General features: G+C 60.3%; 18 protein-coding genes. 8 read left to right on the forward strand and 10 right to left on the reverse strand.

Annotated features, from left to right (window positions below; translation table 11 throughout):
• Positions 1-11: 11 nt before the first annotated feature.
• From tyrS to B5E60_RS10220, 3 genes are all read left to right on the forward strand, one after another.
• Positions 12-1,316: a tyrosine--tRNA ligase gene (gene tyrS, locus B5E60_RS10210; protein WP_087311399.1), complete on the forward strand. Its 1,305-nt coding sequence runs from the start codon at positions 12-14 to the stop codon at positions 1,314-1,316.
• Between the two features lies 1 nt (position 1,317).
• Complete coding sequence (gene folB, locus B5E60_RS10215; protein WP_087311400.1) at positions 1,318-1,671, forward strand: dihydroneopterin aldolase; 354 nt, start codon at positions 1,318-1,320, stop codon at positions 1,669-1,671.
• Between the two features lie 68 nt (positions 1,672-1,739).
• Entirely contained in the window at positions 1,740-3,092 is a 1,353-nt protein-coding gene (locus B5E60_RS10220; RefSeq protein ID WP_087311401.1) for a sodium-dependent transporter, read from the forward strand.
• A 303-nt stretch (positions 3,093-3,395) separates the two neighbouring features.
• Here B5E60_RS10220 and ribH read toward each other — a convergent pair whose 3' ends face one another.
• Positions 3,396-3,926, reverse strand: coding sequence for a 6,7-dimethyl-8-ribityllumazine synthase (ribH, locus tag B5E60_RS10225; protein WP_087311402.1), 531 nt, complete (start codon positions 3,924-3,926; stop codon positions 3,396-3,398).
• 9 nt (positions 3,927-3,935) lie between these two features.
• Positions 3,936-4,619: a tetratricopeptide repeat protein gene (locus tag B5E60_RS10230; protein WP_087311403.1), complete on the reverse strand. Its 684-nt coding sequence runs from the start codon at positions 4,617-4,619 to the stop codon at positions 3,936-3,938.
• Between the two features lie 105 nt (positions 4,620-4,724).
• Here B5E60_RS10230 and recF point away from each other — a divergent pair, with 105 nt between their 5' ends.
• Positions 4,725-6,065, forward strand: coding sequence for a DNA replication/repair protein RecF (gene recF, locus B5E60_RS10235; RefSeq protein WP_087311404.1), 1,341 nt, complete (start codon positions 4,725-4,727; stop codon positions 6,063-6,065).
• Positions 6,066-6,079: 14 nt separating this feature from the next.
• A complete protein-coding gene (locus B5E60_RS10240) occupies positions 6,080-6,352 on the forward strand; it encodes a DUF721 domain-containing protein (protein WP_087311423.1) in 273 nt (90 codons plus the stop codon).
• 394 nt (positions 6,353-6,746) lie between these two features.
• Here B5E60_RS10240 and B5E60_RS10245 read toward each other — a convergent pair whose 3' ends face one another.
• The 3 genes from B5E60_RS10245 to B5E60_RS10255 all read right to left on the reverse strand — a co-directional run bounded on the left by B5E60_RS10245 (position 6,747) and on the right by B5E60_RS10255 (position 11,276).
• On the reverse strand, positions 6,747-7,940 hold the full coding sequence (locus tag B5E60_RS10245; RefSeq protein WP_087311424.1) for an OmpA family protein: 1,194 nt from the start codon (positions 7,938-7,940) through the stop codon (positions 6,747-6,749).
• Between the two features lie 168 nt (positions 7,941-8,108).
• Positions 8,109-10,664: an adenosylcobalamin-dependent ribonucleoside-diphosphate reductase gene (locus tag B5E60_RS10250; protein ID WP_087311405.1), complete on the reverse strand. Its 2,556-nt coding sequence runs from the start codon at positions 10,662-10,664 to the stop codon at positions 8,109-8,111.
• A gap of 237 nt (positions 10,665-10,901) precedes the next feature.
• On the reverse strand, positions 10,902-11,276 hold the full coding sequence (locus tag B5E60_RS10255; RefSeq protein WP_087311406.1) for a RidA family protein: 375 nt from the start codon (positions 11,274-11,276) through the stop codon (positions 10,902-10,904).
• Between the two features lie 227 nt (positions 11,277-11,503).
• Between B5E60_RS10255 and B5E60_RS10260 the strand changes: the two genes are divergently transcribed.
• Positions 11,504-11,962: an META domain-containing protein gene (locus B5E60_RS10260; RefSeq protein WP_087311425.1), complete on the forward strand. Its 459-nt coding sequence runs from the start codon at positions 11,504-11,506 to the stop codon at positions 11,960-11,962.
• 122 nt (positions 11,963-12,084) lie between these two features.
• On the opposite strand, the gene B5E60_RS10265 is transcribed toward B5E60_RS10260, so the two are convergent.
• Positions 12,085-12,906 carry a DUF5039 domain-containing protein gene (locus tag B5E60_RS10265; RefSeq protein WP_087311407.1) on the reverse strand — a complete coding sequence of 274 codons (822 nt, stop codon included), beginning with the start codon at positions 12,904-12,906 and terminating at the stop codon, positions 12,085-12,087.
• Between the two features lie 115 nt (positions 12,907-13,021).
• Here B5E60_RS10265 and B5E60_RS13955 point away from each other — a divergent pair, with 115 nt between their 5' ends.
• Positions 13,022-13,171 carry a hypothetical protein gene (locus B5E60_RS13955; RefSeq protein WP_162611629.1) on the forward strand — a complete coding sequence of 50 codons (150 nt, stop codon included), beginning with the start codon at positions 13,022-13,024 and terminating at the stop codon, positions 13,169-13,171.
• Between the two features lie 95 nt (positions 13,172-13,266).
• Positions 13,267-13,629: an energy transducer TonB gene (locus B5E60_RS10270; RefSeq protein ID WP_087311408.1), complete on the forward strand. Its 363-nt coding sequence runs from the start codon at positions 13,267-13,269 to the stop codon at positions 13,627-13,629.
• A gap of 312 nt (positions 13,630-13,941) precedes the next feature.
• On the opposite strand, the gene B5E60_RS10275 is transcribed toward B5E60_RS10270, so the two are convergent.
• The 4 genes from B5E60_RS10275 to B5E60_RS10290 form a co-directional block, all read right to left on the reverse strand.
• Complete coding sequence (locus B5E60_RS10275; protein ID WP_087311409.1) at positions 13,942-14,940, reverse strand: malate dehydrogenase; 999 nt, start codon at positions 14,938-14,940, stop codon at positions 13,942-13,944.
• A 202-nt stretch (positions 14,941-15,142) separates the two neighbouring features.
• Positions 15,143-15,739: a recombination mediator RecR gene (gene recR / locus B5E60_RS10280; protein ID WP_087311410.1), complete on the reverse strand. Its 597-nt coding sequence runs from the start codon at positions 15,737-15,739 to the stop codon at positions 15,143-15,145.
• Positions 15,740-16,630 (reverse strand): tetratricopeptide repeat protein, encoded by an 891-nt coding sequence (locus B5E60_RS10285; RefSeq protein ID WP_087311411.1) that lies wholly within the window; start codon positions 16,628-16,630, stop codon positions 15,740-15,742.
• A 5-nt stretch (positions 16,631-16,635) separates the two neighbouring features.
• A complete protein-coding gene (locus tag B5E60_RS10290) occupies positions 16,636-18,489 on the reverse strand; it encodes a BatD family protein (RefSeq protein ID WP_087311412.1) in 1,854 nt (617 codons plus the stop codon).
• Positions 18,490-18,534: the final 45 nt, after the last annotated feature.

The following is an 18,534-nucleotide window of genomic DNA, read 5'->3' on the forward strand; positions in this document are numbered from 1 at the left end:
AACAAAAGAATATGGCAACCAAGAACTTTATCGAAGAACTCGAATGGCGCGGCATGATCCACACGATCATGCCCGGAGCCAAGGAACAACTGGAGAAAGAGATGACGACGGCCTACCTGGGCATCGACCCCACGGCCGACTCGCTGCATATCGGCCACCTGGTGGGAGTGATGATCCTCAAGCACTTCCAGCTCTGCGGCCACCGTCCGCTGGCCCTCGTGGGCGGTGCCACGGGCATGATCGGCGACCCCTCGGGCAAGTCGCAGGAGCGCAACCTGCTCGACGAGGCAACCCTGCGTCACAACCAGGAGGCCATCAAGGCCCAGCTGTCGAAACTCCTCGACTTCGACTCCGACGCCCCGAATGCCGCCCGCATGGTCAACAACTACGACTGGATGAAGGACTTCACGTTCCTGGACTTCATCCGCGACATCGGCAAGTGCATTACGGTCAACTACATGATGGCCAAGGATTCGGTCAAGAAGCGCTTCAACGGCGAGGGCGACGGCATGTCATTCACCGAGTTCACCTACCAGCTGGTTCAGGGTTACGACTTCCTGCACCTCTACGAAACGATGAACTGCAAGATCCAGCTCGGCGGCGCCGACCAGTGGGGCAACATCACCACCGGCACCGAACTCATCCGCCGCAAACTGGGCCCCGAAGCCGAAGCCTATGCCATCACCTGCCCGCTGATCACCAAGGCCGACGGCACGAAGTTCGGCAAGACCGAGAGCGGCAACGTCTGGCTGGATCCGCGCTATACGTCGCCCTACAAGTTCTACCAGTTCTGGCTCAACGTCAGCGACGAGGACGCCAAACGCTACATCAAGATCTTCACGCTGCTCGACCGCGAGACGATCGAGTCGCTGATCGCCGAGCACGAGTCCGCCCCGCACCTGCGCGTGCTGCAGAAGCGGCTGGCCGAAGAGGTCACCACGATGATCCACTCGCGCGAGGAGTACAAAAAGGCTGTCGAGGCGTCGCAGATCCTCTTTGGCGGCGCCACCTCCGAGGCGCTGCGCCGGCTGGACGAAACGACGCTGCTGCAGGTCTTCGAAGGGGTTCCGCAGTTCCGCGTGGCCCGCACCGAACTGGAGGCCGGCCTGCCGTTCGTCGAACTCTGCACCGAGCGTGCGCAGATCTTCCCCTCGAAGGGCGAATGCCGCAAGCTGATTCAGGGCGGCGGCGTCTCGATGAACCGCGAGAAGATCGCCGATGCCATGCGTCAGGTGACGGCCGACGACCTGATCGCCGGCAAGTACCTGCTGGTCCAGCGCGGCAAGAAGAACTACTACCTCGTCATCGCCGAGTAACATGGAGTACCGCATCGTACTGCAACGCATGGAGTTCCGGGCCCTGCACGGGTGTTACGAACTCGAACGCAAGGTCGGCAACCGCTTTACGGTCGACGTGGAGATCACGACCGAACTGGGCGACGTAGCCGCGGAGGACAGCATTGAAAAGGCCGTGAACTATCTGACGGTCTACGAGATGATCCACCGCCAGATGGCTGTCACACAACGCACCATCGAACGGGTCGCCATGAACATCATCGACGCCCTTCACGCCGAATTTCCGCAGATCCGGCACGTGAAATGCACCGTATCGAAACTGGCGCCCCCGCTGGGCGGCAAACTCGAACGGGTGAGCGTCATACTGGAGAAATAACCCGAGACGCCCTGCGGCGGGAGTGGGTGGACCTCCCACCGCAGGGCATTTTGCAAAAAAGTCCGCTTATGCAACATCATTCACACACCCGCGCCACGCTGGGCGGGAAACTGAGCGCCGTTCTGGTAGCCACGGGCAGCTCCGTGGGGCTGGGTAACATCTGGCGTTTTCCCTACGTTGCCGGAGACAACGGCGGCGGGGCCTTTCTGGTCATCTACATCCTCTGTGTCATTCTGATGGGGCTGCCGCTCATGATCGCGGAGTTCTCCGTGGGCCGCGCCTCGCACCTCAATGCCGTAGGAGCCTATCGCGCCCTCGACCGGCGGTGGAGTTTTCTGGGTTACAACGGCGTGCTGGCCGCCTTCCTCATCCTGGGCTTCTACTTCGTGGTCTCGGGCTGGACGGCCGAATACATGGTCCACTCCGTTACGGGCAGTCTGGCGCAATATACGACGGCAGCCGAATATGAATCGGTCTTCACAAACTTCATCAGCAATCCGTGGCGCCCGATCCTCTACACGGTGCTCTTTGCGCTGGCTACCCACTTCGTCATCGCACTGGGGGTTCAGAAGGGCATCGAACGCTCAGCCAAGATGCTGATGCCGCTGCTCTTCGTGGTGCTGATCGCCCTGTCGATCCACTCGCTGCTGATGCCCGGAGGCGGCGAAGGGCTGCGCTTCTTCTTCCAGCCCGACTTCTCGAAGGTCACCCCTTCGACGGTACTTGTAGCCCTGGGGCAGGCCTTCTTCTCGCTCTCGATCGGCATCGGGACAATGGTGACCTACGCCTCCTACTTCAAGCCGGAGACCAACCTGCGCCACACGGCCCTGAACGTCACGATTCTCGACACGCTGGTGGCCGTATTGGCCGGCGTGGTGATCTTCCCGGCGGTCTTCAGTGTCGGCATCGAACCCTCGTCGGGCCCCTCGCTGGTCTTCATCACCCTGCCGAGCATCTTCAACGGCATGCCGCTGAGCATGGTTTGGTCGACGGTCTTCTTCCTGCTGCTCGTCGTAGCGGCCCTCACGTCGACCATCTCGCTGCATGAGGTGATCACAGCCTACCTCCACGAGGAGTGGCACATGAGCCGCCGTGCCGCTGCCTGGACCACCACGGCTGCCACCACCCTGCTGGGAGCCGTCGCCTCCCTGTCGGTCGGTGTCTGGAGCGGTTGGAAACCCTTCGGACTGACACTGTTCGACCTGCTGGATTACGTAACGGCCAACATTCTGCTGCCCGTAGGCGGCTTCTTCACCTGCATCTTCGTCGGATGGAAGCTCGACCAGCAGGTGCTCAAGGATCAGATTACCAACAACGGCACGTTGAAATTCCGCATCTACCGGCTCTTCATTCTGCTGTTGCGCTACTTCTGTCCGCTGGTCATGCTGATGCTCTTCCTGGACAATCTCGGGGTCTTCTGACCCCGCAGGAAGAGGACTGGAAGGGAGGGGCAGATTCGGATTCGCGACGAAACGGGAACCAAGGCATATCACGGGCAGAGACATGAACCCGGATATGACAATCAAAAAACGGACACTGCATGATGCAATGTCCGTTTTTTTAATCAGTTTCGGGAGAGCTTTTCGTTGTTCGCAGTTTCATCTTCGCGGCCGTATATCTCAGAACCTTTCGGTTTTTATTCAGCCTGTTTCTTCCGGCTCCTCGACGGTTTCCTGCTCCAAGACGCCTTCGCCTCGCTGCAGCCCCCCGAGACAGACCCCGGGTCAGTTGATGTTGCGGCGATCGGGCTCCTTCTCGGGCGAAGCAGCCTCCATGTCGATCTGCAGCTTGACCATTTGAATGGCCGCCGCAGCCGCCTCATCCCCCTTGTTGCCGAGACGCCCTCCGCAACGGTCCAAAGCCTGCTGCATGTCGTTGACGGTCAGCACTCCGAAGGAGATCGGCATGTTCCACTGGATCTGCAGCTGCGTGATACCCTGCGTGACCCCCTGGCAGATAAAGTCGAAGTGGCGCGTATCGCCCTGAATGACGCATCCGAGGGCAATCACCGCATCGACATCCGTATACTCGGCGAAAAACTGCGCCCCGAGCGAGAGTTCAAAGGTCCCGGGGACATATTTCACCTGAATGTTCATGTCCGGGCAGCCCGCAGCCCGCAGCGTGCGCACGGCTCCCTCCAGCAGCGCCTCGGTCACCTCACGGTTCCACTCGGCCACGACAATACCGAATCGCATGTCCGCAGCCGACGGCAGCGGAGCGTCGAATTTCGAAAGATTGTGATTCCGGGTTGCCATGTCGGTCGATTATTTCACGCTGCCCAACAGTTTCTCTGCCTCACGGGCCTCCATCGAGGCGGGATACGAGGTCAGGATCTGCTCGTAGAAGGCGGCGGCCTTTTCGTTATTGCCCTGTGCCTGCTCGGCCAGACCGGCCTTGCGCAGATACATCGGTGCGGTCATGTTGTTGTCGGCAGCCTTCACGGCCTTCTCGTAGAACTTCACGGCCTGGGCGTAGTTCTGCTGCTCGACAGCCACGTCCCCCTGCAGACCGTAGTTCTGGGCGTTGATCAGCGCTCCGGGGATTCCCTTCACGGGCGAGAACTTGGCCAGATACCTGGCGGCATTCTCCAGATCACCCGTACGCAGGTAGCAGATGCCGGCGTAGTGCTTGGCCAGGTTGCCCGAGGGGGTCGAACCGTACTTGTCGATCACGTCGAGGAAGCCGGCGCCGTTGGCGTCACCGTGCAGGGCCAGTTCAAAATCGGGAGTCTCGGCATCGAAACGGTTCTGAGCCTCGGCGATCATCTCGGCAGCCTTCTCGGCCCGCGGCAGGACAATCAGCGAGCGATAACCGAAAATCAGGGCCGCGAGAATCAGCAGACCCAGGAAAATGTAGGACATCAAACGACCGTTCTCCTCGAAAAAGAGCTCCGTTTTGTTCATTGCCGTGCCGAGAGTTTCCGGTTCGGCGACGTTCTGTTTTGCCATAGTGCTATTGTTGTTTTTAGTTTATAATCCGTACGATAGTTTGCAAAGATACAAAACTATTCACAATGTGCAATGTCGTGTCCGGAAATTTTGTATTTTTGTCCTATGCATCTGAAGAAAATCGCGCTGCTGAATTTCAAAAACATCCGCCAGGAGGAGCTCCTGCTCTGCCCCGGAATCAATGCGCTGGTGGGCGACAACGGCGCCGGAAAGACCAATGTCATCGATGCGGTCTACTACCTGTCGATGTGCAAGTCGTCGCTGCCGATGACCGACGGCCAAAGCATCCGCCACGGCGCGGATTTCTTCCTCATCGAGGGGACCTACGCGACCGATGCGGGCAAACGCGAGGTGATCGTCTGCTCCTTCTCGCGCAAGGGCGGCAAGGTCCTCAAACGAAACGGAAAGGAGTATGACCGGCTGTCGGACCACGTGGGGCTGATTCCCGTGGTCATCGTCTCGCCGGCCGACAGTGCGCTGATCTCCGAAGCCGCAGACGAACGCCGCCGCTACCTCAACGCCGTCCTTTCGCAGCTGGACCGCCCCTACCTGCAGGCCGTCATGCGTTACAACGCCGTCCTGGCCGAGCGCAACCGTCTGCTCAAGATGCAGCCCGACGAGACGATGCTCGAGATCTACGACCGCCAGCTCTGCGACCACGGCCGCGTGATCCATGCCCGCCGCCGGGAACTGATCGAGCGGCTGCAGCCCATCGTGGCCCGCTACTACCGGACACTCTCCGAGGACCGCGAGCAGGTCGAACTGCTCTACAAGTCGGAGTTGAACGAGCGGCCTTTCGAGGAGATCCTGCGGGCGGCCCGGCAGAAGGATCTGGTCAACGAATTCACGACGGCCGGCATTCACCGCGACGACCTGGTGCTGAAGATCGGCGGCTATCCGCTGCGCAAATACGGTTCGCAGGGGCAGCAGAAGTCGTTCCTCATCGCCCTGAAGCTGGCCCAGTATGCCATCGTGGCCGAAGAGAAGCACGAGCGCCCGGTCCTGCTGCTGGACGACCTCTTCGACAAGCTCGATGCCGGGCGGGTCGAACAGCTGATCCGGCTGGTTTCGTCGGAGACCTTCGGGCAGATTCTCATTTCGGACTGCAACCCCACGCGGCTGAAGGCGATCCTCGACCGTTCGGGAGGCGATTACGCGCTCTTCTCGGTAGCCGACGGTGCCATCACGCAGGAGCGGAAGACGGCCCGCCAACTGGAAGAGGAGGCCCAAACGGGAGAAACCGAAACAGCCAAAGAGACCGCCGGGGCTGCAAATGAAAAGCCCCAGGCCGCGGAGAAAGAGAGCAAGACCACGGACATGAAGACCGGAGCAGCAGACAAAACGACCGGAACCGCAACCGCCGGAATCGCAAACGAGAGCGGCAATCAGCCGGCACGGGAAGAGACCGCAGCCGGAATGCAGTCAACCGAAACAGACGAACCATGAGACGCACGAAAACCATGCTGATGGGCGAATTGCTGGACGAGTTCTTCAAGCGCCCGTACGTGGCCGCCAAGGTGGCCGAAGGGAAACTGCCCGATACGTGGCGGGAGATTGTCGGGGACCGCGTTGCCGACCAGACGACCGAGTTGCGTCTCGAAAAGCACATTCTCTACGCCCGAATCCGGTCGAGTGTCGTCCGTTCCGAACTCTTCTACCAGCGCGAGGCCCTCAAGGAGGAGATCAACCGTCGTTCGGGCGTGCGGCTGGTCAACGCCGTCATCATCCGCTAACGCCCCCGAACGTACCGGGCGGCACCCCGGACAGAGGCGGCAGACACTTCGCTCGAGGCGGCGGGCGCTTCTCCGGAAGAGATCGGTCCGGACATTCAGCAGCCCCATCCGAACCGCCGCTAAAAGGCTCACAACAGAGCTTCCCCAACCGGTCTGCACCAGCCACAATCCCATCCAACGTGCAACAGAGAGGCCCCACGACGGAACGGCATCTCCCGATTGGTCCACACCGGTTCCCCTGCAATCCAATCCCATACCCCGCGGACCGATCCCGGCCGCTCCCGCCAGCACCATTCCTGTCGCACACAATGCCCCCCGGACACAAAAAAGAGAGCACCCTGTCCAAAGACGGGATGCCCTCTTTTGATGGATCTCTCCAATCGATCCGGCGTCGTTACTTGATGATCACCGAACGGTTGGCCTTCTGGATGTTCTTGTAGACGTCGGGTTCGTTGCCCAGCCCCTCGTAGGTCAGCTGCTTGGGGTTCACGCCACACTTGATCAGGTAGTTGTAGACATTCTTGGCACGGTTTTCAGCCACCCGCTTGTTGCCGGCAGGCGTACCCGTCTGCTGGTCGGCGTGTCCCTGGATGGTGTAGACCCGATCCTTCGGACCGTTCTTGATCAGATCGGCCGTCAGCTCCAGACGCGTCTTGTCCTTGGCCGTGAGTTTCGACATGCTGTAGTCATAGAAGATGATCGAGGTCGGGCTCGACGACGTATTCACCTTCTTGGCCTCGGCAGCAGCCTTGGCCTCAGCCTCGGCGGCAGCCGTCTCGGCCTCCTTCGCGGCGGCCTGTGCTGCAGCGAGCTCCTCGTTCAGACGGGCATTCTCAGCCTTCGAGGCCTCCAGCGCCGCATTGCCGGCCGCTACGGCATCCTGGAAGGCGCGGATATCCTCGGCCGTATATCCCGGCACGCCACGCTGCCAGTTGCGCTGGTTGAAACGATAGGTGATACCGGCCGTAGCCGTGAAGCCAAACATGTAAGCCCCGCTCACCGATGCCGGGCAAATCTCCGATTTGGCCATCAACCCCTTGAGCTCAATGTTGAAATCGAAAGCCGGCGAAAGACGGAACTTGTTGAGCAGACCGGCCGTGAAGGCAAACTCCTGATTGGTACCCGAAAGACTCGTCCGCTGGCTCTTGTCCGTGAAGTTCGAAGCCAAGTAACCAAAGCCGGCGAACGGCACGGCATACCATACACGATCCTCACGATAACCGCCGATCCAGTTCGAGGCGTTCACCATCACATCCGCATGCACGAAGAGGTAGGGCCACTTCAGCTTGCCCAGATCGGCATCGAAATTATTGAACCAGCCACCCTGCAACTGACCGCGCACTCCCACAACCGGGTGCAGCCACTTGGTCAGCGACAGATTACCCTCGAATCCGAAACGATCGCCCCACGAACCGAGGTTGCCTCTGTTCGAGAAAGCCGTACCGCCGCCCAGGCCGGCCGATATTTCCCAATTATCCCAAAATCCGTTGGAGACAAATCCCGCAAAACTCGGCTTCTTGGGCGTATCTTCGGCTTGGGCCGAAGCCGCGAATGCCGCAATCATGAATGTCAGGAAAATTTTTTTCATATCCATACAAATTTGATTTGCAATCTTCGGTGTAAAAGTACATATTTTTTCACAATTCAGATGATCTTCTCTGCAAAAAAAGTACAAAAACGGGCTGCTATCCACGCAAAAAGGTCCGAAGCTGCCGCTTCAGACCGTTTTTGCATCAAAAAGTGCCCTTTCAAGCGATCAACCGCACTTCGAATAGCCGCACGACATGCAGGTCAGACAGCCGTTCTGATAGGCCATGTTCTCCTGACCGCAGCTCGGGCATTTGCCCTTGGACTTCGTGCCGTCGACGATATACTGCTTCAGGGCGCGGCAGACACCCGTCTTCCACGTATTGATCGAGACGCTGTCCAAATGCAGCGATTCGATGAGCGAGACCGTCTTTTCGATCGGCATGCCATGGCGCAGCACGCCCGAGATCAGCTTGGCGTAATTCCAGAACTCCTCGTTGAACAGACGCGAGATGCCGCCGATCGTGTTCGTATATCCGTAACGGTCCGTATACTGGAAGTCGTAGCGTTTCGTGCCGTCCTCCTCGCGCACCTTAATGATATAGCCCTTCTTGATCTTGGGCGGGATGTACATGGCGTCCTCCTCGATCTTACCGGTAAAGATCTCGTACGGACGGCCGTTCTGCAGTCCGACGAAGGCAATCCAGTCCTCCGTACCGTTCTTGAAACGGACGATGTCCGCGGGAATCGACTTCGGTCGCTTCGGAGCCACGCCCGGATGCTCCTCGCAGGTCTGCTTCTTATTCTTCGAGTTCTTGTCGAGCAGCACGCCCGAGCGGCAGCCGTCGCGGTAGACCGTGACGCCCTTGCAGCCGCACTCCCAAGCCGTACGGTAGACGTCGGCCACCAGCGCCTCCGAGACGTTGTTCGGGAGGTTGACCGTCACCGAGATCGAGTGGTCGACCCACTTCTGGATGGCCCCCTGCATCTTGACCTTGGCCACCCAGTCGATGTCGTTGGCTGTAGCGCCGTGATAGGGCGAAGCCTTCACCCACTCGTCAAGCTCCTCGTCGGAGATCGTGGCCAGTTTCTTCGTATCGTATCCGTTCGCCTCGAGCCACTTGACAAAGTTGTGGTGGTAGACGTTGTACTCCTGGAACTTTTCGCCCGTTTCGTCCTCGTAGTCGACGTGCGTGTCGTGGTCCGAGGGGTTGATCTTGCGGCGGCGCTTGTAGACCGTCCGGAAGACCGGCTCAATGCCCGACGTAGTCTGCGACATGAGCGACGTGGTGCCCGTCGGGGCGATGGTCAGCATGGCGATGTTGCGGCGGCCGTGCTTGATCATCTCCTCGTAGAGTTCGGGATCGGCCTCGCGGATGCGGGCGATCATCGGGTTGTTGACCTCCTTGGCGGCGCCGTAGATCGGGAACGGGCCGCGTTCGGCGGCCATCTGCACCGAGGCCCGATAAGCGGCCAGCGCCAGGGTCTTCTGCACCTCGACGGCAAAGTCGATCGCCTCCTGTGAACCGTAACGCAGCCCCAGGGCGGCCAGCATGTCGCCCTCGGCCGTGATGCCGAGGCCCGTGCGGCGGCCCTTCTGAGCCATCGTGCGGATCTTCTTCCAGAGCTCCAGCTCCACGCGGCGCACATCCATATCCTCGGGATCATGCTCGATCTTGTCGATGATCAGCTCGACCTTCTCCAGCTCCAGATCGATGATGTCGTCCATCATGTGCATGGCCTTGCCCACATGGTCGCGGAACTTCTCGAAATTGAACTTCGCATCGGGCTTGAACGGATTGTCCACGTAGCTGAAGAGGTTCATCGCCAACAGACGGCACGAGTCGTAGGGGCAGAGCGGAATCTCGCCGCAGGGGTTGGTCGAGACCGTCACGAAGCCCTCGTCGGCATAGCAGTCCGGGATGCTTTCGCGCAGAACCGTATCCCAGAACAGCACGCCCGGTTCGGCCGACTTCCACGCATTGTGGATAATCTTGTCCCAGAGCTTTTTGGCGTCGATATCCTGCTCGTATTTCGGATGATCCGAGTCGATCGGGAACTGCTGGTGATACTTCTTGCCGGCCAGCGCCGCCCGCATGAACTCGTCGTCGATCTTGATCGAGACGTTGGCGCCCGTGACCTTGCCCGTATCGACCTTGGCGTCGATGAAGCGCTCGGCATCGGGGTGCTTGATCGAGAGGGTCAGCATCAGGGCGCCGCGACGGCCGTCCTGGGCCACCTCGCGCGTCGAGTTCGAGTAGCGCTCCATGAAGGGGACGATACCCGTCGACGTCAGGGCCGAATTGAGCACCGGGCTGCCCGTCGGGCGGATGTGCGAGAGGTCATGCCCCACGCCGCCGCGGCGTTTCATCAGCTGCACCTGCTCCTCGTCCATGCGGAAGATGCCGCCGTAGGAGTCGGCCGGATGCTTGTGGCCGATGACGAAGCAGTTCGACAGCGAAGCGACCTGGAAATTGTTGCCGATGCCGGTCATCGGGCCGCCCTGCGGGATGACGTAGCGGAAGTGGTCGAGCAGCTCGAAGACCTCCTCCCGGGAGAGGGGATTCGGATATTTGCGCTCGATGCGCTCGATCTCGGCGGCGATGCGCTGGTGCATCTCCCGTGGCGAGCGCTCATAGATGTTTCCAAAGGAGTCCTTCAGGGCGTACTTGCTCACCCACACCGTGGCGGCAAGATCGTCCCCCTCGAAGTACTTCTTCGACTCGGCAACCGCATCGTTGTAATCGACCTTCTGCGGAGCTTCGGTATTGGTTGTTTTTGACATAATGGCTTGATTCTTATCTATATTTGTGTTTTTTTTGGATTCTTGTCTCTTCGGTCGGCGCCCTTCCGGGTCTCCTCGCTTCCGGGCGGTCGGCGCAAAGCCGCGGTTCTACAAATTTCAGACTTTTCCCCCTAAAAAGCCAAATTCGAGGACCAAACTTATCGACAATTTATCTACAATAGGCGAAAAGGCGCGCCCCAGACTCCCGGGGCGCGCATTCGTTCGGATTCGGGAGGATCACTTCACGGCCACGGCATCGATCTCGACCAGCGCGCCCATCGGAAGAGCGGCCACCTGGTAGCAGACCCGTGCCGGCATGTCACCCGTGAAGAACTCCGCATAGACGGCATTCATCGCCGCGAAGTCTCCCATCGACTGCAGCAGGACGGTCGTCTTCACCACATCACGGAAGTCATAACCGGCTTCGCGGAGGATATGGCCGATGTTGGTCAGCGACTGGCGCGTCTGCGCCTCGACACCCTCGGACATCTGGCCCGTGGCGCCGTCGATGGGCAGCTGACCCGAAACATAAAGCGTCCCACCCGTCTCAACGGCCTGGGAATAAGGCCCCACGGCTTTGGGGGCCTGCGGTGAAGCGATGATCTTTTTCATACGTATTGGATCGTTGGGACACCAAAGGTACGATTTATTTCCGATATTTGCAGGATATCGGGGCTGCTTCGGCAAAAAATTTCCCGAACGGCATCGGCTTCCGCTATCCTTGACTTCGTCTTGGACAGGAGGCGCCTCGGCACAGCCAAATCCTGAAAATTCCATTTTCGATTTGTCTCTGCCCCCGGCTTTCGCTATCTTTGCGGCAAAACTCAAATCGGAAAATGATGAAAAATCTGTTACGCATGACGGTAGCCGCCGCTCTGGTGCTTCTGATGGCCGGTTGCTGCCACTGCCGCTCCTATCAGCGGAAAACCCGCCGTCCGCTGGTCGGCACCGAATGGCAGCTGATCCAGCTCGGCGGCGAAACGATCCGCCCCGTCGAGGGACGCTTCACCATCACCCTCACGGAGCAGGGCAAACTCTCGGGCGCCGGAGACTGCAACCGCATCTTCGGTCCCTACCAGAGTGACAAGGACCGCTCGCTGAAGATCGGGCCCCTGGCCTCGACCCGCATGGCATGCCCCGACATGAAACACGAGCGGGCCTTTATCGAAGCCCTCGAATCGGCCACCCACTACGACATGGACGGTCCGATGCTGCTGATCCTCTCGAACGGCGAACTGCGGGCCGTCTTCCAGGCCATCCCGGCACCGACCGACCCGAAGGCCAAACCGGCCAACTAGGCAGCTTTCCACGACGCGAAACGGCGAAACCGATCCTCCTCGGTTCCGCCGTTTTCTTTTGCGGCCGCCGTATCCGTCCGATCCGTGCGATGCCTCGCTCACAGGAACGGCTTGTTCGACAGTCACTCTTCCTGCGGCCCGGCCGAAGCGGCCGTGTCGGCCACGCAACCGGGATTGAACTGCTCACGCAGAAGCCGTTCGTTGAGTTCGCGCCGAAGCCTGCGCAGCTGCGAGAGTTCGTCCTGCAGGAGACCGATCTCCGGGCAACGCCCCTCCAGCTCCTTCCACGCCGACGTAAAACGGGACAACAGCGGATCAGTCGACAGAATCCACCCCTTCGTCCCGTAATAATCGACCATATAGCGCAGAATAGCCATGTTGCGCTGCCGCTCGGCCTCACGCTTGCGTTCCAGAGCCGGTTCATAGTCGGGATTCCCGGCCCGCAGACGCGCATACATCTGGTTGTAGTGCATCTTGTTGGCCGACTCGCGCTCGGAATCCTTCACCCCGCGGAGCGCCACATACTCCTGATGGATGGTATCGTACTGCGGATCGGTGCGCAGAATGGCCGTGTAGGCCTCCGAGGCGGCGCGCAACCGCTCGCCAAGCCGATCGATGGCCGGCACCGTATCACGCAGCCGCGCATAGTTCAGCCCGGGCAGGGAGAAGACCTTGGGGGTGATCCGCGCCTGTTCGGCATAGTCGAGGTAAACCTTCCAGGTCAGTTGGTTGAGTTGCAGATCGAGGCGGCGGATCACCTCATCGAGTTTGACGATCCGGGACCTCAAGCCGTCCCCCGTCAGGTCCCCGGTTTTGGATCGGGATTCGGTTGGTTGTGCCGGTTGTGCCGGTTGTGCCGGTTGAGCCACGGCACCGGCGGCCGTCATCAGCAGCAGGGCCAACAGAACCTGCTTCGAAAAAAGAGTCATTGCTTTCATTTTCATCGTTCCAATTTATGCATTTTGTGCAACGGTTGCATCTATTGGATGCGGAAACCCTTAAAAATACATAAATCCGCACGAAAAAACAAGTAACTTTACCCGTCAGAACCCGCCAACCATGCAACTCCCCGAGAAAAATCCGCTCCGTCCGGACGATGACGAACTGCTGGCCGACGAGGAGCGCCGGCAGCAGCTCCGCACGGGCGGCACTCGAGACACGGCGTCGACACCGGCGTCTCATACGTCGCGGCAGCGGCCGTTCTGCTGATTGCCGCGCTGACAACCGGGCTGATAGCCCTGCACCGGGCGGAGCGGTTCGAAGCCCCGACCCTTGCGGAACAGACCCCACGGCCGGAAGAGAAGATGAAGGAGGATCTCCCGTTCGTCAGTGCAGAGACGCTGCCCCGCTTCCAGGGGCAAGACCTCAACGGCTTCCGGAAGTGGGTGCAGGAGCGGATTGCTCCGTCGAAGATCGTCCCGGGGAGCGGAATTCCGGGGCGCGTGGTCGTCTCGTTCGTGATCGACACGACCGGAAGGCTCACGCAGATCCGGATTCTTCAGAGCCCCGACCGCTCGCTCTCCGACGAGGTCGTCCGCGTGCTGAAGCAGTCGCCCCGCTGGGAGCCGGGACGACAGTTCGACCGGAAGGTGCCGGTCAAATTTTGCATTCCGGTCGATTTCCGCCAGCGGCAGCAACCGACAAAGCAAGACCGCAACCGGGACTGACAACAAACCGCCGTGACCGGCCACCAATCGCCGGCCACGGCCGGCACCCGATCGCAGCCGGAACAGACAACCGACCGCCTGCTGCGAACAACGCCCGATCACAACGGGTCCGGACAGCCAACCGGCCAATGCGCCCTTCGGAGCGATCAGTCCCCCGAAATCCCTTCTCCGCTCGAAGCTGTTCTTGTTTGAAGCGTCCCGGTTCGAGGCCGCCCCTGTTCCTTGCCGACCGTTCCTTGCCGACCGCTCACGAAAAAGCCCTCTTCCCGTGCACGGGAAGAGGGCTCGTTCGTTGTCGGACGCGCGTCCCGATTACTTGAGATTCGGGTTCAGCTCGCCCCACTTGTCGATGGCGGGCAGCACACCCATCTCGATCACCTCGTCGCGCAACTTGACAAGGTGCTCGTAGCTCTCGCGGAGCTTCTTGTGCTCCTCGGGCGTACCCTTCACATCCTTGTAGTGAACACCCTCCTTCGTGATCTCGGTCTCCATGGCCATCATGATGTGGTTGAACTCGCCGTTGTGCACGTAGGTTCCGGCCGGGTACTCGAAGGGTTTGCCACCCATGGCGGCGGCGATCATGCAGATCGAAACATAGGCCGGGCTCTGGAACGACGAACGTCCGCGCAGGTCGATGATGTGCTTTCCACCCTGGATCACACGCTGCTGCAGGGCCTCCCAGTCAGCCTCGGGCATCTCCTTGCCGATGAGCTCCGACAGGGGCTTGCCGGCCACCATCGTCGTCGAAGCGAAGACGGCCATCTGCTCGCCGTGACCACCATACGTACGGCAGTTGCGCACTTCGTCGGGCGAAATCTTGAAGTACTTGGCCAGCTCCGAACGCAGACGCGTCGAATCCAGCGCTGCCAGCGTCGTCAGCTGCGAAGGCTTCAGACCGCTGTAGATCAGCGTGATCAGACCCGTAATGTCGGCCGGGTTGAAGATCACGACCACGTGCTTTACATCGGAGCAGTAGGCCTTGAGGTTCTTGCCGAAGTCCTCGGCGATCTGGGCGTTGCCCTTAAGCAGGTCCTCACGCGTCATGCCGGCCTTGCGGGCGGCACCTCCCGACGATACCACATAGGCGGCACCCGTCAGGGCCTCCTTCACGTCGGTCGTCCAGGTGATGTTCACCCCCTCGAAAGCGCAGTGATAAAGTTCCTCGGCAACACCCTCCAGCGCCGGGCCAAAAGGATCATAGAGGCAAATGTTCGGCGTAAGATGCATCATCAATGCCGTCTGCGCCATGTTCGAGCCGATCATGCCGGCTGCACCCACGATGGTGAGTTTCTCGTTTGTCAGAAATTCCATAATTCGTTTGTTTATAAACGTTTATTAGAAAAATAGTTCTTAATATCTCTTAACTTCAGTCTCCAGTCTCTTTCTTCCTTCTTTTTTATCCTCGCCCGGCTCTGCCCGGTCCCGCTCCCAGACTCACTCGGTCCTCTCCCGACTTCACTCAGTCCCTCTTCCGGCCCTTCGCTCGCCCCCAGTTAGGCCCCCCGCTCGCCCGCTATTCGATTTCGCGGCGGTTGCGCAGAGCGTGGGTGATGGTCAGTTCGTCGACATACTCCAGTTCGTCGCCGAATCCGATTCCCCGCGCTATGGAGGTGATCTTCAGCCCCGCGAACTGCCGCAGGCGGTTCATCAGGTAGAAGAGCGTCGTTTCACCCTCGACCGAGGTCGAGATGGCCAGGATCACCTCCTCGACACCTCCCGCCGCAATCCGGTCGCAGAGCAGGTCGATCTTCAGGTCCGAAGGCGAAATGCCCTGCATCGGCGAGATCAGACCGCCCAGCACGTGATAAAGCCCGCGGTACTGGCGCGTATTCTCGATCGAGAGGACATCAGCCACCTGTTCGACGACGCAGATCGTCGTATGGTCACGCTCGGCATCGGCACAGATCGGACAGATCTCCTCGTCCGAGAGGTTGTTGCACCGAGCGCAGTAGCGGATCTCGTTGCGGAAGCGGTCGATGCTCTCCGTCATCTGGGCCACCTCCTCGCGGTCCATCCGCAAGAGGTGGATCGCCAGCCGCAGGGCCGTCCGCCGACCCACGCCCGGGAGTTTCGACAACTCCCCGACCACATTCTGCAGGAGCTGCGACATCTAAATCGTTTCGATGTTTTTCGACTCGAGCCACCCCTTCTTGCCGTCGGCGATGGTAATCTCACACCACCCCTCGAGGCGGTTGGTGATCTCGACCCGCGTCCCCTCGTGCAGCACGAAGAGGTCCGTGGCCGACTTGTCGGGCGAACTCTTCACGGCCGTCGAAAGCGACATCACCACGGCCTGCGTATCGTCGAGCATCTCGCGACGCTCGCCCGCGGCACACCACGTCGTCGCGATGCAGAGCAGCACGGCAATCATCGTTCCGTAGAACCCCGCCTTGCGCAGCGACAACCGACGGGCCAGCAGATAGAGCAGGAAGAGTCCCAGCGCCGCAGCCAGAGCCACCAGCGAGAAGATGCTCCAAGCCGTACAACTCATCGCATGGCGCAGCGTGCGCAGCCATCCCGTGAGGAAGAACTCCGGAATCTCCTCAATGCTGTCCTTCGTCCGGGACTCGGCCACCCGCAGGTTATAGCGGATGTCGTCGTTGCCCGGCGCCAGGCGCAACGCCCGGTTGTAGTAGAGGATCGCCTCGCCCAGGCGTCCCTCCTTGAAGCAGGAGTTGCCCAGGTTGTAGTAGAGTTTCATCGAGCTCAGGCCGCGGGAGAGGATCTCTTCGTAAATTGACGTCGCGGCGTGGTAATCACCGTTGAGATAGGCCGTGTTGGCCCGATCCCACAGCTGTTCGGACGAAGCCTCCACAGCGTCGGGCTCATCACAAACACCGGCAAGTCCTTCGACAACGCCTTCCGCAACAGCCTGCACCGCAGTTTTTACCAAGGTTTTAGCCTCTGATATTTGGGCTAATTTCGTGCTGTCGATACCCTCCTGCGCCCATGCGCACGGAACGCCGAATGACAGGATCAGAAATAGGGTCAATCGCTTCATAACAACTATCGTTTTATCACCGACTCGATGCGCGAAATCAGATTCACGCCCTCCGAATAGACGTCGCTCATGCGCGTCGACTCGACCGGCGAGTACTGCGCCTCGTCGCAGCGGGTGATGATGTCCGTGAAGCGCTGCGAATCTTCGGCCGAAATGCCGCGCTTGTGCAACTCCTCGCGGACATTCTCCTTCGTCAGGTTGGCCATCGGGATGTTGAACTTGTCGCTCATGTAGCCCCACAGCGCCCGCAGCATCTCCTCGTAGAAGGCATGGCGGTTCTGCTCCTCCATGTAGCGTTTGGCCGTCCGGAAGCGCTGCACGGCCACCTTGTTGGCCCGTTTGCCGCGGACCAGCGCCACGTTCTGCGATTCGCGGATCTGGCGCCGCAGCGCCATGTAGACCAGCGCGAAGAGGATCAGAATGCCAACCAGCACGATCCAGTAGGCCGCGCTGAAGAGGAACGGCACGGCAACCGTCCGCAACTGGGCCGCTCCCAGCTTGATGAAGCGGATATCCTCGCCCAGCAACCGGACGTCCTCCTTCGACATGCCGCGCCCCTGCATCACCACGGCATCGCCGCTGCCCGAAACATCGGGCGTCACCTCGAGATTCATCGCCTTCGAGCGGAGCGTCACGTACTCCATGCGCTGCGGATCGAAATAGGTGAACTCCAGCGGCTCAACCTCGTAGCTGCCCTCGGCCCGCGCAATGAAGGGGTATTCGAACTGACGGTACCCCGTAATGCCGGTCGTCGAGGCGTTGATCGACTCGGTGGTCTTCACGTTGTAGAGTTCGAACGAGGCCGGAAGCTGCAGCTTCGGAGCCTGCACGAAGGTCAGGTTGCCGCGTCCCGAAATCTTGGCCGTCAGGCTGGCCCCGGAGTTGGCCGCAAAGCGTTCCGCAGGCGGATTGGTCTCCATCGTGAAGGAGCCCACGGCTCCGTTGAAACTGGCCGGCGCTCCGTCGGGCAGCGGTTTGACCGTCACCGTCACACGCTGGCTCTTCACCTTGCGCGGCACGTTGAGCACCTCGCGCCCCATGCCGAAGAAGGGATCGGCATTGCGGCTCTGGATCACCACCTGCGCCACGACGGTCATCTCCACGGGATCGATCGTCAGCTGTCCGACCTGCTGCGGATAGAGCAGGTAGTCGATCAGCACGCGCGTCTCGTAGACCTTGCCGTTGTAGGTTTCGCGCCCCACCTGTTCGGCATTCGGGTTGGTCAGATCCTGCGACCAGAAGCCGTTGAACGACGGCGCCGATTCGGGCACCACATTCACATACGGCACCCGCGTATAGAGTTTGAAGGCCACGTGCAGCGGCTCGTTCTTGAAGACCGACGTGCGCGACACGACGGCCCGCAGCAGGATGTCGTCCTTGCCGATCTGGCTCTGGGCATCCTGGCGATCCCCCGAACCGGAGCTTTGCGGTTGCTGCTGTTGCGAACGGCCGCCATCCCCCTCGTCCACCACCTCGATGGGCAGCTGACGCGTGCGATAGGTTCGGCCGTCGACCTTGACCTCCGCCGGACCGATCGTCACCGTACCCGCCGACTGCGGCAGCAGCACATACGTATAGGTATGGCTGACGCTCTTGGTCATCGAGCCGTTGATGATCTGGATCGAGGAGCCCGTGGACTCGGCCGGTCCCGCCAGCACGTCAAAACCCTCGAACGAAGGGGCCACGAACGACCCCTTGTCGGGTTTGGCGTTGAGCGAGAACTCCACACGGAACGCCCCGCCGACGGCAACCGTCAGCGGTGAGTTGGCCTCGAAAGTGACCTCCTCGTCGGCACGCGCCGGAAAGACCGCCAGCACGAGGAGCGCCACCAGAGACAATTTCGCAAAGAATGCTCTCATTACAGTTTACAAAGCGATAGATCGGTTAATCATGCACGCCGCAAC

The organism is Alistipes sp. An116, assembly GCF_002161005.1.
GTDB classification, from domain to species: Bacteria; Bacteroidota; Bacteroidia; order Bacteroidales; family Rikenellaceae; genus Alistipes; species Alistipes megaguti.

What these genes read in the sequence shown, in the direction of transcription:
- B5E60_RS10245 (WP_087311424.1), bottom strand. Translation starts at nt 7,940, where the DNA reads ATGAAAAAAATTTTCCTGACATTCATGATTGCGGCATTCGCGGCTTCG.
- ribH (WP_087311402.1), bottom strand. Translation starts at nt 3,926, where the DNA reads ATGGCAACCCGGAATCACAATCTTTCGAAATTCGACGCTCCGCTGCCG.
- B5E60_RS10275 (WP_087311409.1), bottom strand. Translation starts at nt 14,940, where the DNA reads ATGGAATTTCTGACAAACGAGAAACTCACCATCGTGGGTGCAGCCGGC.
- recF (WP_087311404.1), top strand. Translation starts at nt 4,725, where the DNA reads ATGCATCTGAAGAAAATCGCGCTGCTGAATTTCAAAAACATCCGCCAG.
- B5E60_RS10220 (WP_087311401.1), top strand. Translation starts at nt 1,740, where the DNA reads ATGCAACATCATTCACACACCCGCGCCACGCTGGGCGGGAAACTGAGC.
- B5E60_RS10260 (WP_087311425.1), top strand. Translation starts at nt 11,504, where the DNA reads ATGAAAAATCTGTTACGCATGACGGTAGCCGCCGCTCTGGTGCTTCTG.
- B5E60_RS10250 (WP_087311405.1), bottom strand. Translation starts at nt 10,664, where the DNA reads ATGTCAAAAACAACCAATACCGAAGCTCCGCAGAAGGTCGATTACAAC.
- B5E60_RS10270 (WP_087311408.1), top strand. Translation starts at nt 13,267, where the DNA reads ATGAAGGAGGATCTCCCGTTCGTCAGTGCAGAGACGCTGCCCCGCTTC.
- B5E60_RS10230 (WP_087311403.1), bottom strand. Translation starts at nt 4,619, where the DNA reads ATGGCAAAACAGAACGTCGCCGAACCGGAAACTCTCGGCACGGCAATG.
- B5E60_RS10240 (WP_087311423.1), top strand. Translation starts at nt 6,080, where the DNA reads ATGCTGATGGGCGAATTGCTGGACGAGTTCTTCAAGCGCCCGTACGTG.
- B5E60_RS10255 (WP_087311406.1), bottom strand. Translation starts at nt 11,276, where the DNA reads ATGAAAAAGATCATCGCTTCACCGCAGGCCCCCAAAGCCGTGGGGCCT.
- B5E60_RS13955 (WP_162611629.1), top strand. Translation starts at nt 13,022, where the DNA reads ATGCAACTCCCCGAGAAAAATCCGCTCCGTCCGGACGATGACGAACTG.
- recR (WP_087311410.1), bottom strand. Translation starts at nt 15,739, where the DNA reads ATGTCGCAGCTCCTGCAGAATGTGGTCGGGGAGTTGTCGAAACTCCCG.
- B5E60_RS10285 (WP_087311411.1), bottom strand. Translation starts at nt 16,630, where the DNA reads ATGAAGCGATTGACCCTATTTCTGATCCTGTCATTCGGCGTTCCGTGC.
- tyrS (WP_087311399.1), top strand. Translation starts at nt 12, where the DNA reads ATGGCAACCAAGAACTTTATCGAAGAACTCGAATGGCGCGGCATGATC.
- folB (WP_087311400.1), top strand. Translation starts at nt 1,318, where the DNA reads ATGGAGTACCGCATCGTACTGCAACGCATGGAGTTCCGGGCCCTGCAC.
- B5E60_RS10265 (WP_087311407.1), bottom strand. Translation starts at nt 12,906, where the DNA reads ATGAAAATGAAAGCAATGACTCTTTTTTCGAAGCAGGTTCTGTTGGCC.
- B5E60_RS10290 (WP_087311412.1), bottom strand. Translation starts at nt 18,489, where the DNA reads ATGAGAGCATTCTTTGCGAAATTGTCTCTGGTGGCGCTCCTCGTGCTG.